The sequence below is a fragment of the Streptomyces sp. NPDC093085 genome (assembly GCF_040683935.1).
Lineage (GTDB): Bacteria > Actinomycetota > Actinomycetes > Streptomycetales > Streptomycetaceae > Streptomyces.
Genome location: NZ_JBFBFB010000009.1, coordinates 175,280 through 191,277, shown reverse-complemented (window position 1 = coordinate 191,277; position 15,998 = coordinate 175,280). Strand labels below are relative to the sequence as shown.

The window sequence follows — 15,998 nt, the reverse complement described above, 5'->3', positions numbered from 1 at the left end:
AGCGGGTTGCCTCGACCCGGCGGCATGTTCACCCGCCGCCACGTATCGTGAGACCTCGCGAACCGTACGCATCCACAATGAGCCGGTAGACGACCGGAATTGGCGGTTACGCGGGTCTCCGTGACCAGGAGACGGCCTGTTTGTGGGGAGGCGTCGTGGACGAATACGCGGGTCGAGTGCTCGCAGACCGCTATCGCCTGCCGTTGCCGCCCTCCGACGAGTACGAGCTCGTCGAGACGCGCGCGTTCGACACGTACAGCGGACAGGAAGTCCTCGTCAGGCAGGTGCCGCTGCCGGAGGTCGTGGAGGCCGAGGTCGTGGAGACCGACGGCGGGCCGCCCCGGCGGGTCCACGGACGTACGGCACGCAGACATACCGATCCGGCGGTACGGCGGGCCATCGAGGCCGCGCAGAGCGCCGCCCAGATCCCCGACCACCCCCGCCTCGACCAGGTCTTCGACGTCTTCGCCGAGGCCGGGTCGCTGTGGATAGTGAGCGAGCTGATCGCCGCCAGGCCGCTCGCCGCGCTCCTCGCCGAACGGCCGCTGAACCCCTTCAGGGCCGCCGAGATCGCCTCCGACGTGCTCACCGCCGTCCGCGTGGTCCACGCACACGGCTGGACCCACCGGAACATCACCGTCCGTACCGTGCTCGTCTGCGACGACGGCCGGGTCGTGCTGACCGGGCTCGCCGCGGGCGCGGCCGAAGAGGCGCTGTGCGGTTACGCACCGGTACCGGAACCGCCGGATCCGGACCCGGAGCCGGTCGCCGGCCCCTACGCCCAGGGGCGGCCCGAGGGGCACTCCCCGGGGCAGAGTCAAGAGCCCGAACAGGCCGACGAGGCGCCTCCGCACGGCCTGGAAGGGCATGCGGGAACGGACGGAAGGCTCGGTTCACCAGGGCGGCTCGGACTCCCCGAGGGGTTCGCGCCGTCCGGCTCCGGGGGAGTCCCCGGCACCACCCGCCAGGGCCCCGCGTACGACCCGGGGCCGACGGTGGGCGTGCCCGGCGCCACCGGCCGCGCCGAGCTGGAACGGGCGCCTCGGGACGCCCCGTACGACGAGAACGCCTCCTCCGGTACGTCCGGCGCCTTCCCCCGGCCGCGCACCTCGCCCCCCGGGGCGCCCGCCCCGTACGGCGGCCGTCCCTCGCTGCCGAGCGGGAGCGCCTCGGGCGACATCCGCGCCGCGCGCGCCGGCGCGATCGCCGCGTACCGCGCGGGCGCACGCGCCGCCGCCCAGGCCAGCGAGGAGCAGACCACCGGCGGGACCGTCATCCCCCCGCTGCCCGAACCGCGCAGTGGCAGCACCAGCGGTGCCGGTGGTGCGGGCGGTGCCGGTGTTACGGGTGCGGGGAGCGCCGGTACGGGCACGGGCGGTCTGAGCGCGGGAACGGGCACCGGAACGGCGGGAACGGGCGCGGGAGAGGGCGCGGAGGGCACGGAGGGCGCCGACGCGGGTGCCGGTACCGGCGGCGTCGGCACGGGAACCGGCACCGGAACCACCACGGGAACCAGCACCAGCACCGGTAGCGGGATCAGCACCGGTACCGGGAGCGCGGACGGCGGGCGGCCCGAGGAGCCCGTACGCCCCGCCGGGCCCGACCCCGACTGGTGGGCCCAGCCGCGCGGCTTCTCCTTCGACCCGGACGGGGACGCCGACGGCGACGCCGACGAGGACGAGGAACCGCCCACCCCCTACCGCCCCCGGCTCGCCGGGACCTGGCGGGACGGCCCCGCGCCCTGGAGCGACACCTCCGGCTCGCTCCCCGCGGGCGGCGGCCTCCCCGGCGGCGACCCGGCACCGTACGGCGGACCCGGCGACGAGGACCCGCACCACGGCACCGACCTGGTGATGGCCCGGAGCGGCGGCGGCCGGTGGGACGAGGTGATGGCGAGCGGCACCACCCCCGCCTACCGGGGCCCCGCCACCCCGCTCGCCGCCGAGCGCGCCCGGCAGGCCAGGATCGCCCTGGTCGGCGCGGTCACCGAGCGCTGGTCGCCCGAGCAGGCGGGCCCCGTCCACGGCAACTGGCAGCTCGCGCCGCCCATCGGCCCCGCCACCGACCTGTGGGCGTTGGGCGCGCTGCTCTACCGCGCGGTGCAGGGCCACGCCCCGTACCCGGAGGAGAGCGCGATCGAGCTGGTGCAGCTCGTCTGCGCGGAGCCGCCCGCGTTCGCCGAGGAGTGCGGCCCGCTCCGCCCCGTGGTCGAGTCGCTGCTGCGGCAGGACCCCACCGAGCGCCCGGACTTCGAGGAGCTGCGCGGCTGGCTCCGCTCGCTCATACGCTCCGCGCCGGAGCCCGAGGCCGGACTCGACGTCGTGCCGCTGCTCTCCGAGGACGCCACCAAGCTGCCCATCAAGCGGCGCAGGGGCGAGCTGGTCCGCCGCAGGCGCCGCCGCGATCTGCGGCACGGGAAGCACCGTCAGAAGAAGGGCGGCGAACGGAAGGAGAAGCCCGCTAAGCCGGGGAAGGCCGGAAAGGCGGCGGCTTCCGGGACGGCGATGGCCGCGGGGACGCCGCTGCGCGGCGCGGCCGACGGACTCCGGCCGTACGAGCCGCGGGAGCCGAGGGGGTCGCGGGACGAGCGGGGGTCGCTGAGCCCGGAGACCGAGGAGCTCTTCCACCAGGAGGACCGCTTCGACGAGGCCCCGGAGCGCGCGGGACGCCGGGACCGGCGCGACCGGACGGACCGGCGCGACCGGGCCGGCCGGGCCGCTCGCGAGGAGTGGGACGAGCGGGACGAGGGCGGGCGCGGCCCGCGCGCCCTGGGCCGCACCCTGCTCCTCCTGATCCTGCTCCTCGTCGTCGGTGGCATCGCGTACGCCATGCTCTTCCTGCCCAGGAACGACGCGGCACAGCAGGGACAGAGCGTCAGCGAGGAGAGCCCGGGCGCCACTTCGGCCCCCCGGACCCCCTCAGGGGAATCACCGCCCCCCGAAGGGCCGGCCGGAGGAGCCGACACCACCGCGCCCCAGACCGACGGGCCCCCGCCCGAACTCGCCCAGGGGTACGCGATACGGCAGGACACCGAAGGGTTCCGTACGGCCGTCGACAAGACCTGGCAGCGCAGCCCCATCAACGACAGCGGCCAAGTCCGCTTCAACGGGGGCGGCTTCACACTGATCGTCGTCCCCGGCCGGGACAGCGTCGCGGACAACGGCGACGACCCGCTCGTCTACCAGAGCGACAAGGAGCGTGAACTCCAGCCGCTGCGCGACTCGTCGTGGTCGAGTTCCACCGGCGTACGCCGGATCGACGTGGGGCAGCAGGCCATGGCGGAGGGTCAGTACACCTGGCAGGACAGCAGCGGACGGGAGGTCTACGTCCGGAACCTGGCGATGATCGTCGCGGGCCGGTACCACATAGTGCAGGTGATCGGTCCGGAAGACCAGCGCGACAAGGTCACCGAGATCTATCAACAGGCCACCGGCAACTACCGGGTCACCCGCTGAGGCACCGCACCGGCGCGCCCCCGAGGTTCCCGCCACGGTGTTCGCTCCGTACCCTGTGATCCCGAGGAACGGGGCAGGGGACGTGATGCATGCGCAGGGTACGGGCGCGAACACCGGCGCCGGCGCGGGAAGGGGCGCGATGACAGGCGCGGGCGCGGGTGGCGGTACGGGGGCGCGTGATACGGGTGCTCGCGATGCGGGGGCGCGCGGTACGGGGCCGAACGGTACCGCCGTCGGCGCCGGGCCGGTGCTCGCCGGGCGGTACCGGCTGGGCGAGTCCATCGGCAGCGGCGGCATGGGCCGGGTGTGGCGCGCGCACGACGAGATGCTGCACCGCACGGTCGCCATCAAGGAGTTGACCGCCGGCCGGTACGCCTCCGAGGCGGACCGCGCGGTCCTGCACCAGCGCACCCAGAAGGAGGCGCGGGCCGCCGCCCGGATCACCCACCCCTCCGTCGTCACCGTCCATGACGTCCTCCACCACGACGGCCGCCCCTGGATCGTCATGCAGTACGTGGACGGCCCCTCGCTCGCCGACGCCACCAAGGAGCGGGGCCGGATCGAACCGACCGAGGCGGCCAGGATCGGCCTCGGGGTCCTCGGCGCGCTGGGCGCGGCGCACGCCGCCGGGGTGCTGCACCGCGATGTGAAACCCGGGAACGTGCTGCTCGCGCGGGACGGCAGCATCCTGCTCACCGACTTCGGGATAGCCGCGATCGAGGGTGACTCGACCATCACCAAGACAGGTGAACTGGTCGGCTCCATCGACTATCTGGCGCCCGAACGGGTACGCGGCAAGGACCCCGGCCCCGCCTCCGACCTCTGGTCGCTGGGCGTCACCCTCTACACGGCGGTGGAGGGTACCTCCCCGTTCCGCCGTGGCTCCCCGCTGACCACCATGCAGGCGGTCGTCGCCGACGAACCGGACCACCCCGGCCACGCGGGCCCGCTCGCCCCCGTCATCACCGCGCTGCTCGCCAAGGACCCGGAGAAGCGGCCGGATCTCGCGGAGTGCGCGCGGCTGCTCCGGGATGCGGCGGAGGGCCGTACCCCCGGGGAGGGCGGCGCGCCGTCGGGACCGGAGGCGGCGACGGCGTATGTGACGCGGCAGGTCGCGGTGGACGGCGCTGCCGCGGTCCCGGCCGCGCCCGCGCACGCCGGGAGCGCGGGCGGCCCCGGGGACACGATCGGCGCGGGTGTCTCCGGTGGTGCCGGTGGTGCCAACGGTCCGGGTGGTGCCAACGGTTCGGGTGGTACGAGCGGTTCGGGTGGTACGAGCGGATCCGGCGGCTCCGGTTTCGGCGTACCCGGTTCGGCGGTGCTGCCCCCGGCCGGGCCGATGCCGGGGCCCGCGACCGTCCCCGGGGCGGACCCCGGAACGGGACCGTCCTCCTCCGTACCGGCGCGCGGGGGCCAGAAGCGGCGCGGCCGGTGGCGTACGGCGGTCGTCGCGCTCGTCGTGGCGGCGGTCCTCGGCGGCGGCGCGGGGTATCTCGCCCTCCAGTACCCGGGCGGCTCCACGGACGCGGCCGGCGGCTCCGGTACGGGCGGCGCGGCGCGGCCCACCGGCGACGAGACCCCCGGCGACACCGTCGAGCCGGGGTGGAAGCGGATCGAGGCGCCGGAGGGCTTCAGCGTCACCGTGCCCGAGGACTGGGAGCGGGTGGAGGGCACCGGGCAGATCGACTACAGCCCGGACGGCGGGCTCCACTTCCTCCGTATCAGCATCGACAACCCGGACTTCGAGACTCCGCAGCAGCACATGGAGTCCATGGAGAAGAGCCTTCAGAAGCGGCTCGACTACACCGTGATCCAGATGCAGGCCAACCGCTACCGGGACCAGCAGAAGGCCGCGATCTGGGAGTTCACCTGGACCGAACTGGGCACCCACCCCGGCAAGCGGCACGCCATCGACCAGATCTACTACTCGGACGACAACGGCACCGAGTACGCCATCTACATGTCGGGCCCCGACGAGGACTGGGAGACGACGCGCGAGCAGTTCGACGCGGTCCTCAGAAGCTGGCGGGAACCGCCCGCCGCGTCGGCGGAATCCTCCTACTGAGCGCGGCGTACCGTTCCTACGGGCGCATGCGGCGTGGCGCGGCGTAGTGCGACACCGTGCGGCATCGTGCGGTACGACGGTGCGGCGCCGCGTACGGGGTGCGGTGCGCACGGGGCGACCGGGAGGAGCTGGGCATGCCCGCAGGGGACGGCGGGCCGCCGGACGGCCGGCTGATCGCCGGACGGTACCGGCTGGGGGCCAGGCTGGGCCGGGGCGGCATGGGCACGGTGTGGCGGGCGGAGGACGAACTGCTGGGCCGCTCCGTCGCCGTCAAGGAGCTCCATGCCACGGAGTTCCCCGCGACGGGATCCCACGTTGCCGGTGACGCCGCCGGTGGTGACGCCGACGCAGGGCGGGGCGCGACGACGCTGCGGGAGGCGCGCGCGGTCGCCCGCGTCAAGCACCCGCATGTGGTGGTCGTGCACGATGTCGTGCAGGAGGACGGCCGCCCGTACATCGTCATGGAGCTGGTCGAGGGCGGCTCCCTCTCCGACCGGCTCAGGAGCGGCACGCTCGACGTGCGCGAGGCCGCCCGGATCACGCTCGCGCTGCTGGGCGCGTTGCGCGCGGCCCACGGGCTCGGGGTGCTGCACCGCGATCTGAAACCGGCCAATGTGCTGCTGGAGGAGGGCACGGGCCGGGTCGTGCTGACCGATTTCGGTATCGCCCGTCTCGTCGGCGCCACCACGATCACCGATCCGGGTGTCTTCATCGGCTCGCCCGAGTACTCGGCGCCGGAGCGGGTACTGAACGCCGTCTCCGCGGGCCCCGCCTCCGATCTCTGGTCGCTCGGCGCGCTGCTCTGCGCGATGCTCAGCGGCGAGTCCCCGTTCCGCCGTGACTCGCTGCCGGGCGTGCTGCACGCGGTGGTGACCGGCGAGATCCGGCCACCCGCAGCGGCCGCGCCCCTGCTGCCGCTGGTCCAGGGCCTCCTGGAGCGCGAACCGGGCGACCGGCTCACCGCGGCCGAGGCGGAACGGCTCCTGACGGCGTACGTCGCGACGGGCACCCCACTGGCCCCGCTGCCGCCGGGGAGGCCGTCCGCCGGGGGCCCGCCGCCGGAGCAGCCGACTCCGCAGACGCCTCCTCCTGAGGACCCGCCGCCCGGGACCGCCCCACCGGCGGCCTCGCCCCCGCCGGACAGCCTGCCCCCCGGGCCCCCGCCCCCGGACGCCCCGTCACCGGCGGCCCCGTCTCTGGGTGCTCAAGCCCCGGGAGCCCCGTCCCAGGAGACCCCGTCCCCGGGGGGTCCCGTTCCGGGCGCCTCGCCGTCGGGGGTTCGGGCTTCGGAGGTTCCGGCTCCGTCTCCTTCCTCGTACTCCCGGACGCAGGCCGTCGGCAGGGCGGACGTGCCCACCGCCGGGCGGGCCGGCCCCGCCGCTGTCCCCGCTCCGGTGGAGCCCGCGCGGGCCCGGCGCCGGGGCCGTACCGCGCTGCTCGCGGGGGTGCTGGCCGCCGTACTCGCCGGGGGCGGCATCGCCGGGCTCCTCCTCTCCCGCGACGCGGGAGACGGCCGTACGGATGCCATCGGGAGCCGGAGCGCGACCGCGGACCGTACGCCCGCCACCGGCGGCCCCGTCCAGGGCGGCCCCACCGCCCCCGTACCGGCTCCGGAATCCCCCGGGGCCCCCGGAGCCTCGGCCTCGGACCGTACGGAGCCCCCGGTCCCCGCGCCCGACGGGTTCCACACCGTCCATGACCCCATGGGCTTCACCCTCGCCGTGCCCGACGGGCATGTCCGCTCCCACGACGACAAGCGCGTCTACTACATGTCGCGGGACAGGTCCCTCCGGATCGGCGTCCGCATCCAGCCCCTGGTCCCCGGCGGCCCCGTCGCGTCGATGACCCAGGCCGACGAGAACGGCCCGCACACCAACCCCGGCTTCCACGACAGCAGCGTCACCCCGACCACCCACAACGGGTTCCGCGCCGCGCTCTGGGAGTTCACCTGGGACGGGTTCACCGTCGCCGAGGGGCGGCGTCACACCATGGATCTGGCCTGGGAGGAGAACGGGCTGATGTACGACGTCTGGGTCTCCGCGCCGCTGAACAAGCTCGACACCGCCCGGGGCCAGTTCGACGCCGCGCTCGACTCCTTCACGCCCCCGCCGGAAGGGACATCCGTACCGGATCCCGTACGCTGATTGGCTGTTACTGCCGGGTATTCAAAGCCTCGCCCCCGGAAGTACGCTCGGCTCCATGACGGACTCGCAGGTCTCCACCGACGCCCCCACCCCCCGTACCAACCCCCCGGCCGCCGCCCCGGCCGGCGCGCGGACGGCGGCCGACGTGGTCACCCCCGAGGTGGTCGCCCAGCTCACCCGGGGCGTCGTCGGATCCGGCCGCACCGCCGGGCACACCCCCTTCACCGGGGAGAAGCTGGCCGACCTGCCCGAGTCCACCCCCGAGGACGTCGCCACCGCCTACGAGCGGGCCCGCGCCGCCCAGCCCGCCTGGGCCGCCCTCCCCGTCCGCCGGCGCGCCGCCGTCTTCCTCCGCTTCCACGACCTGCTTCTGGCCCGCCAGGCCGAGATCCTCGACCTGATCCAACTGGAGACGGGCAAGGCGAGGCTGCACGCCCATGAGGAGGTCCAGGCGGTCGCCGTGGCCGCCCGGCACTACGGGCACAAGGCGGCCTCGTATCTGCGCACCCGCCGCCACACCGGCGCCGTACCGCTGCTGACCAGGGTCAGCGAGGCGCGGCTGCCGCGCGGCGTCGTCGGCCAGATCGCCCCCTGGAACTATCCGCTGGAGCTCTCGCTCGGCGACGCGCTGCCCGCGTTCGTCGCCGGGAACGCCGTCGTCATGAAGCCCGACACGGAGACCGCCCTCACCGCGCTCTGGGCCCGCGACCTGCTGATCGAGGCGGGGCTGCCCGCCGAGGTCTTCCAGGTCGTCCTCGGGGAGGGGCCCGTGGTCGGCCCCGAGGTGGTCCGGCACGCGGACTACGTGTCGTTCACCGGCTCCACCCGGGTCGGCCGCGAGGTCGCCAGGGGCGCGGCGGAGCGGCTCGTCGGCGTCTCCCTCGAACTGGGCGGCAAGAACGCCATGCTGGTGCTGGAGGACGCGGACATCGAGCAGGCGGCGGCGGGCGCGGTGCGGGCCTGCTTCTCCTCGGCCGGCCAGCTCTGCATCTCCATCGAGCGGCTGTACGTGCACGAGAAGGTCGCCGACGCGTTCCTGGCGCGGTTCGTGGCCCGTACGAAGGCGATGCGGTTGGGCAGCTCGCTCGCTTACGGCGCCGATATGGGCTCTCTGGCGGGGGAGCGGCAGTTGGCGGCCGTCGTGCGCCATGTCGAGGAGGCCGTCGCCAAGGGCGCGACGGTGCTCGCGGGCGGCGTCGCGCGCCCCGACATCGGCCCGTACTTCCACGAGCCGACCATCCTCGAAGGCGTCGAGGCGCCGATGGCGGTCTGCACGGAGGAGACCTTCGGCCCGGTCGTCTCGGTCTACCGCTTCGGCGACGAGGACGCGGCGGTCGCCCTCGCCAACAACACGCCGTACGGGCTGAACGCGAGCGTCTGGACCCGGGACGCGCGCCGGGGCCGCGCGGTGGCGGCGCGGCTGCGCACCGGCACCGTCAACATCAACGAGGGGTACGCGTCGGCGTACGGCAGTGTGCGGGCGCCGATGGGCGGCATGAAGGACTCCGGCCTGGGGCGGCGGCACGGCTCCGAGGGGATCCTCAAGTACACCGAGGCGCAGACGGTGGCGGAGCAGCGGGTGATGCCGATGGCGCCGTCGTTCGGGATGGACGACGAGCGGTACGCGGCCTTCATGAGCACGAGCCTGCGGGTGATGAAGGCGTTCCGGCTGCGGTAGGCGCGCGTTCCGGGCGAGGGGAGTCGCTATGGGGCAGGAACATGAGCAGCACGAAGAAAGCCATGAGGAGAGCACCGATTACGACGTGCTCGTGATCGGCTCCGGGTTCGGCGGCTCGGTCGCCGCGCTGCGGCTGACCGAGAAGGGGTACCGGGTCGGCGTCCTGGAGGCGGGCCGCCGGTTCACCCCGGAGACCCTCCCCAGGACCTCGTGGGACCTGAGGAACTACCTCTGGGCCCCCGCCCTCGGCCTCTACGGCATCCAGCGGGTCCATCTCCTCGGCCATGTCATGGTCCTCGCGGGCGCCGGGGTCGGCGGCGGTTCGCTCAACTACGCCAACACCCTCTATGTGCCGCCCGCCGCCTTCTTCCAGGACCCCCAGTGGGCCGCCATCACCGACTGGGAGCGGGAACTGAAGCCGCATTACGACCAGGCGCGGCGCATGCTCGGTGTCCGCGTCAACCCGACCGAGACCCCCTCGGACGTCCATCTGCGGGCGGTCGCCGAGGAGATGGGCGTGGGCGACACCTTCCACAGGGCCCCGGTCGGCGTCTTCTTCGGCGACGGAGCGGACGCCTCCGGTACGGCGGTGGCGCGGCCGGGGGAGGAGGTCGCCGACCCGTACTTCGGCGGTACGGGGCCGGCCCGGCGCGCCTGCGTCGAGTGCGGTGAGTGCATGACGGGGTGCCGCCACGGCGCGAAGAACACCCTCACCGAGAACTACCTGTACCTGGCGGAACGCGCCGGAGCGACCATCCACCCCTTGACCACGGCCACCGAAGTCACGGAGAGCGGGGAGGACGGCCTCCGCGTCACCACCGTGCGGACGGACCAACGGCGCATGGGGCGTAGAAAAAAGCGGGTGAAGGGGCCCACAGGCGTCTTCACGGCCCGTCATGTGGTGCTCGCGGCGGGTACCTACGGCACCCAGACCCTCCTGCACACGATGCGCGACCGGGGGCTGCTGCCCCGGCTCTCGCCCCGGCTCGGGGAGCTGACACGTACCAACTCCGAGGCGCTGGTGGGTGCGCGGACCCTGGACCGGCGCTACCGCGCACGCCACGGCGCGCCGAAGGCGGACTTCACGCAGGGCGTCGCCATCACGTCCTCCATCCACCCCGATGCGAGCACCCATATAGAGCCGGTGCGGTATGGCAGAGGCTCCAACGCCATGGGCATGCTCTGCGTGGTCCAGGTCCCTTATGGGGAGCGCCGGGTGCTGGGGTGGCTCGGGAACGTCCTGCGCCATCCGGTACTGCTGTTCCGCTCGCTCTCGTACCGCAAATGGTCGGAACGGACGATCATCGGACTGGTCATGCAGACACTGGACAACTCGCTGACCACGTACCGCCGGACTACCGGCCCCGGCAAGGGCCTGCTCACCGCCCGCCAGGGCCATGGCGCCCCCAATCCGCAGCAGATACCCGAGGCGACGCGGGCCGCGACCCTGCTGGCCGAGGAGATCAACGGCTTTCCCGGCAGCAATGTGGGCGAGCTGATGGGCACCCCGCTGACCGCGCACTTCCTGGGCGGCTGCGCCATCGGCGCCTCGGCGCGGGAGGGCGTCATCGACCCGTACCACCGGCTGTACGGGCATCCGGGGATCTCCGTGGTCGACGGCTCGGCGGTCTCGGCGAACCTGGGCGTCAACCCCTCGCTGACGATCACGGCACAGGCGGAGCGCGCGATGTCCTTCTGGCCCAACAAGGGCGACCCGGACCCGCGCCCGGAGCAGGCCGGTGGGGGCGCGGGGGGCGCGCAGGGCGCGGAAGCGGCGGATTACGTACGGCTCGCCCCCGTGGCGCCGCGTGCGCCGGTGGTGCCGGCGGAGGCGTTCGGGGCGCTGCGGCTGCCGTTCCTGGGGATGCCCGCGGTCCCGCGCCGTCGCCCCGCGCCGTGACGCGTGCGGAAAGGCGCTGCACCCCCCTCCGAGTGCAGCGCCTTTCCTGGGCAGCGGCGTGTGGCCGCCTTGGTGTTACGCGGTGGCGTCACCGCTGCGGCGGCGCTTCATCGCGAACATCACACCGGCACCGGCGACGATGGCGATCCCGCCGACCGTGCCGATGACGGGCAGCATCGAGGAGGAACCGGTCTCCGCGAGGTGGCCCTCCGGCTTGATCTGGGTGTTGCCGGCCGGCTTCGCCTGGACCGGCTTCTGGCCGCCCGTCTGCGGCTTGGCCTCGCCCGGCTTGCCCGCGTCCGAACCGGCGGCGACGATGTCGAACTCGTAGTACGCGTCGTCGTCAGCGATGACGCAGTTGCCCTCGTCGTCGGCGTACAGGCCGATGCTGATGGCGTAACCGAGGCCCGCGGGGGCGGACTTGTCGACGCTCAGACGCAGGTTGATCGAGAAGGACTCCTTCGGCTGGACATCGGTGTAACCGAGGTAGCCGGCCGCCTCGTCGTCGTCGGCGAGGGAGATGTCGACCCACTTGCCGGACGTCGGGTCCTGGTACTGGAGCGTCAGGTGGCCGGCGTCGTCCTGCCAGGTCTTCTCGTCGACCTGGGAGGCGAAGACACCGAGGTCGACGCGCTTGTAGGTGTTCTTGCTCTTGTTCGAGACGTTGAGCTTGAAGCCGTGGAAGCCACTGCCCGCGACGATCCGCTCCGGCAGCCCGGTGAGGCTGGTCCGGAGGTTCTCGTCGAAGATCACGTCACCGTCGCACTCGACCGGGCCCGGCGCGGGGCTGGACTCCGTTGCGGTCGGCTCGGCGGAGGGGCTGGTGGAGGTGGACGGGGACGGCTTGCCCGGCTCGGAGGCGCCGGGGGTCGGCTCGGCCGACTCGGCCGGCGTCGACTCCGCGGGGGCCGGGGCGTCGGTGGACGGCGACGAGGCGCTGTCCGGCGTCTCCTCGTCGACGACCTCGGTGGTGTCGTCGCCGTTCTCGGTCCCGTTCTCGGCGCCGGTCCCGGGCGCGGGGGAGTCGGCGGAGGTCTGCGGGGAGGTGGTGTCGCCTTCGGTCGCGAACGCGGCCGGCGCCGCGAGGAAGGTGGCGGGTGCGATGACGGCGGTCGCGGCGGCGAGCGCCATCGCGCGGCGGAGCTTCATGAAAGACCTCAGCGAAGTTCGGCGCACCGGCAGGATGCGGTGCGGAGTCGTGGGGCCCTCCCAGATGATGTGGGGTCACGGGTGAGGCCGTTGTTTTCGCAAGCAAGACCCGCGGCCCCCGGCAATGGTTGCGGTGGACTTCACAGAATCTTTAAGTGTCCTGCGTCACAGTGCGCGAACCGTGTGTGCGGGGACGGCGGCCGGTCCCGGGCGTCCCCGGAACCGGCCGTTCCTCCGGTGACCGGTCAGGCTGTCCCCTGCCGTCCGGTCACGGGCGCCGGGACGAGGTCCCACGACGTACTCGTCGCACGTCCCGGCGGAGTCACGCGGTCCTTCTCCCGACTGCGATGGAAGTGCGCTGCGTGCCCGTACGGCCCAACGAAGCCCGGGCGGGGGCGGTCACGCGCCGTACGGGTGAGAGCGGTGCCCGAACGCAGGTGCGCCCCCTGGGGGCCTCAGACGCGGCCTCGGCTCAGCTCCAGCAGGGTCATCGCCAGCGTGGTGCCCGGCTTGCCGAGGGCGTCCCGGTAGTGGGCGAGGATCTCCATCTCCCGGGAGAGGTGGACCCGGCGGCCTCCCGAGCTGACGCGGGCGTCCTGGATGACGGCGGAGATCGCCACCCGTTCCTGGATGAGGCCGATGATCCGGTCGTCCAGCGCGTCGATGCGCTCCCGCGCGCCGCCGATGAGCGCGTCGGCCTCGGCGGTGCGGGCGCCGGTGGTGCCGGGGGCCGCCTCGGAGGGGGCGTGGGCGGGGGCGGTCGCGGGGACGGTGGTGTCGGTTGCCATGGCGGGTTCCTTCTCGGTTCGGGGCGGCCCCGTGCCGTACGGCCCCGAACGCGACAGACGCCCCGGGCCTGGTGGCCCGGGGCGCCTGGGAGGTCGCTTGTCAGCTCAAGCAGCACGACCATGGCAGCCGGACGGGCCGGTGCCATAGGTAAAGACGTACATGTGCCGCTGACGCATGGGCCCAGTATGGACCCGCCGGCGGGGCGGAGGGCAACGCGGGGCCGGATGGTGAGACGGGCCAGGGCGCAGGGCAGAGGGGCATATCGTCGTACCGCGCCTGTGGACAGAACGTCGGGCGCCTCATCGTCCCCCGGTAGAATCGGGGGCATCCGTACGTGCTCTCGCCCCACCTCCGCCGGAAGGCCGCCCCGTGCCAGCAGCGCCCCCCGCCGCCCCCGACGTCGTCCTCGTCGTCGACTTCGGCGCCCAGTACGCCCAGCTCATCGCCCGCCGGGTCCGCGAGGCGCGGGTCTACAGCGAGATCGTCCCGTCCACGATGCCCGTGGCCGAGATGCTGGCGAAGAACCCGAAGGCGATCATCCTCTCGGGCGGCCCGTCCTCCGTGTACGCGGCGGAGGCGCCCAGCGTGGACCGCGCGCTCTTCGAGGCGGGCGTCCCCGTCTTCGGCATGTGCTACGGCTTCCAGCTCATGGCGACCACCCTCGGCGGGACCGTCGACAACACGGGCGCGCGTGAGTACGGGCGTACGGAGCTGACCGTCTCCGGGACCGGCTCCACCCTCTTCGCGGGCACCCCCGCCGAGCAGTCCGTCTGGATGTCGCACGGCGACGCCTGCTCGGCCGCGCCCGAGGGGTTCACCGTCACCGCCTCCACCGGCGTCGTCCCGGTCGCCGCCTTCGAGAACGACGAGAAGCGGCTGTACGGGGTCCAGTACCACCCCGAGGTCCTGCACTCCACGCACGGGCAGCAGGTCCTGGAGCACTTCCTCTACCGGGGCGCGGGCATCGAGCCGAACTGGACCACCGCCAATGTGGTCGACGAGCAGATCGCCCTCATCCGTGAGCAGGTCGGCACCAAGCGCGCCATCTGCGGGCTCTCCGGCGGGGTCGACTCGGCGGTCGCCGCCGCGCTCGTGCAGCGGGCCATCGGCTCCCAGCTCACCTGCGTGTACGTCGACCACGGGCTGATGCGCAAGGGCGAGAGCGAGCAGGTCGAGAAGGACTTCGTCGCCGCGACGGGCGCGCAGCTCCGGGTGGTCGACGCAGAGGAACGCTTCCTCACCGCGCTCGCCGGGGTCTCCGACCCCGAGCAGAAGCGGAAGATCATCGGCCGGGAGTTCATCCGGGTCTTCGAGCAGGCGCAGGCGGAGATCGTCGCCGAGGCGGGCGCGGAGGGCGAGGAGGTCGCTTTCCTCGTCCAGGGCACCCTCTACCCGGACGTGGTCGAGTCGGGCGGCGGCACCGGCACCGCCAACATCAAGTCGCACCACAACGTCGGCGGGCTCCCCGACGACATCGAGTTCCAGCTCGTCGAGCCGCTGCGCAAGCTCTTCAAGGACGAGGTCCGGATGGTCGGCAGGCAGCTCGGCCTGCCCGACGAGATCGTCCAGCGCCAGCCCTTCCCCGGCCCCGGCCTGGGCATCCGGATCGTCGGCGAGGTCACCAAGGACCGCCTCGACCTGCTCAGGGACGCCGACGCGATCGCCCGCGAGGAGCTGACGGCGGCCGGTCTCGACCACGAGATCTGGCAGTGCCCGGTGGTCCTCCTCGCCGATGTCCGCTCGGTCGGCGTCCAGGGCGACGGCCGCACCTACGGCCACCCCATCGTGCTCCGCCCGGTCTCCTCGGAGGACGCCATGACGGCGGACTGGACACGGATGCCGTACGACGTGCTGGCGAAGATCTCCACCCGCATCACCAACGAGGTGGCGGACGTCAACCGGGTCGTCCTCGACGTCACGAGCAAGCCCCCGGGGACCATCGAGTGGGAGTGACCTCCCCGCGCAGGTCAACGCCGACGCCGTCGCTCATTCGTTTGGGTGGCGGCGTTGCCGTACCCCCTGGGTACGCTGCTGATACGGGTCAGACTCCGTCGCATGGGAGTAATCATGAGCGCCGCACCTGAGCATGGGCTGGAACCGCGATACCAGTGGCCGATCCCGCCCGCCGAGGGCTGGACCGCGGATGATCTCGACCGGATTCCGGGCCTCCCGCCGCACACTGAGCTGATCGACGGGAGCCTTGTCCTGATGAGTCCGCAGCGGAAGTTCCACACCCGCATGATGTGGCTGCTGGAATACGCGCTTCTGTCACAGGTGCCGGACGGCCTGGATGTCGACCGTGAGATGACCATCAAGATCGACCGAAAGAACCGGCCGGAGCCGGACCTCATCGTCTATCGAGCGGAGGCGGACACCGGCCTGGAACAGACCTGGTACGACCCTGAGGACGTCGTCCTCGCCGTCGAGGTCGTCTCGGAGGATTCCGTTGAACGCGACCGCGAGGTCAAACCGCGTAAGTACGCCGCCGCGGGGGTGCGCTGCTACTGGCGGGTCGAGAAGGAGGGTGACCACCCCGTCGTCTACAGCTACGAACTCGACCCGGCCACCCGGGTGTACGTCCCGACCGGCATCCACCGGGAGCGGCTGGAGCTGAAGCAGCCGTTCCTCATCTCCATCGACCTGACCGGGATCAACCGGCGGCGCCCCGTGGAGGAGTGAGCCCACGCGGGGCCGGGTCCTGCGTAAGGCCCGGCCCCGTGCGTCAACACCGTAACGAGGTTGTCACCCTCTCCGACCCGGCAAACTCCGTGAACGCCTCCTTCCGTGCGGGACAATTTCCCCCTGAGGTTCACGGAAG

The 15,998-nt window shown here is 73.2% G+C and carries 9 protein-coding genes; 7 read left to right on the top strand and 2 right to left on the bottom strand.

Translation table 11 applies throughout. From position 1 onward, the window contains the following. The first annotated feature begins 155 nt into the window (after positions 1-155). The 5 genes from AB0O07_RS24235 (at position 156) to AB0O07_RS24215 (ending at position 11,242) form a co-directional block, all read left to right on the top strand. Positions 156-3,455, top strand: coding sequence for a protein kinase (locus tag AB0O07_RS24235; RefSeq protein WP_365636609.1), 3,300 nt, complete (start codon positions 156-158; stop codon positions 3,453-3,455). 85 nt (positions 3,456-3,540) lie between these two features. Next, positions 3,541-5,520 carry a serine/threonine-protein kinase gene (locus tag AB0O07_RS24230; RefSeq protein WP_365636607.1) on the top strand — a complete coding sequence of 660 codons (1,980 nt, stop codon included), beginning with the start codon at positions 3,541-3,543 and terminating at the stop codon, positions 5,518-5,520. A gap of 134 nt (positions 5,521-5,654) precedes the next feature. Further along, a complete protein-coding gene (locus AB0O07_RS24225; RefSeq protein WP_365636605.1) occupies positions 5,655-7,664 on the top strand; it encodes a protein kinase in 2,010 nt (669 codons plus the stop codon). A 55-nt stretch (positions 7,665-7,719) separates the two neighbouring features. Beyond that, a complete protein-coding gene (locus AB0O07_RS24220) occupies positions 7,720-9,342 on the top strand; it encodes a succinic semialdehyde dehydrogenase (RefSeq protein ID WP_365636603.1) in 1,623 nt (540 codons plus the stop codon). A gap of 28 nt (positions 9,343-9,370) precedes the next feature. Further along, positions 9,371-11,242 (top strand): GMC family oxidoreductase, encoded by a 1,872-nt coding sequence (locus tag AB0O07_RS24215; RefSeq protein ID WP_365636600.1) that lies wholly within the window; start codon positions 9,371-9,373, stop codon positions 11,240-11,242. A 75-nt stretch (positions 11,243-11,317) separates the two neighbouring features. Here AB0O07_RS24215 and AB0O07_RS24210 read toward each other — a convergent pair whose 3' ends face one another. Together AB0O07_RS24210 and AB0O07_RS24205 are read right to left on the bottom strand one after the other, a co-directional pair. Next, positions 11,318-12,391: an LAETG motif-containing sortase-dependent surface protein gene (locus AB0O07_RS24210; RefSeq protein WP_365636598.1), complete on the bottom strand. Its 1,074-nt coding sequence runs from the start codon at positions 12,389-12,391 to the stop codon at positions 11,318-11,320. 455 nt (positions 12,392-12,846) lie between these two features. Beyond that, positions 12,847-13,179, bottom strand: coding sequence for a chorismate mutase (locus tag AB0O07_RS24205; protein WP_365636596.1), 333 nt, complete (start codon positions 13,177-13,179; stop codon positions 12,847-12,849). Positions 13,180-13,549: 370 nt separating this feature from the next. On the opposite strand from AB0O07_RS24205, the gene guaA reads away from it, so the two are divergent. Further along, positions 13,550-15,133, top strand: a complete 1,584-nt coding sequence (gene guaA / locus AB0O07_RS24200; RefSeq protein ID WP_365636594.1) for a glutamine-hydrolyzing GMP synthase — start codon at positions 13,550-13,552, stop codon at positions 15,131-15,133. A gap of 114 nt (positions 15,134-15,247) precedes the next feature. After that, entirely contained in the window at positions 15,248-15,859 is a 612-nt protein-coding gene (locus AB0O07_RS24195) for a Uma2 family endonuclease (RefSeq protein WP_365636592.1), read from the top strand. Positions 15,860-15,998: the final 139 nt, after the last annotated feature.

Excerpts from the sequence above, each read along its gene's own strand:
- AB0O07_RS24205 (WP_365636596.1), bottom strand. The coding sequence starts at position 13,179 with ATGGCAACCGACACCACCGTCCCCGCGACCGCCCCCGCCCACGCCCCC.
- AB0O07_RS24225 (WP_365636605.1), top strand. The coding sequence starts at position 5,655 with ATGCCCGCAGGGGACGGCGGGCCGCCGGACGGCCGGCTGATCGCCGGA.
- AB0O07_RS24220 (WP_365636603.1), top strand. The coding sequence starts at position 7,720 with ATGACGGACTCGCAGGTCTCCACCGACGCCCCCACCCCCCGTACCAAC.
- AB0O07_RS24230 (WP_365636607.1), top strand. The coding sequence starts at position 3,541 with ATGCATGCGCAGGGTACGGGCGCGAACACCGGCGCCGGCGCGGGAAGG.
- AB0O07_RS24215 (WP_365636600.1), top strand. The coding sequence starts at position 9,371 with ATGGGGCAGGAACATGAGCAGCACGAAGAAAGCCATGAGGAGAGCACC.
- AB0O07_RS24210 (WP_365636598.1), bottom strand. The coding sequence starts at position 12,391 with ATGAAGCTCCGCCGCGCGATGGCGCTCGCCGCCGCGACCGCCGTCATC.
- AB0O07_RS24195 (WP_365636592.1), top strand. The coding sequence starts at position 15,248 with ATGAGCGCCGCACCTGAGCATGGGCTGGAACCGCGATACCAGTGGCCG.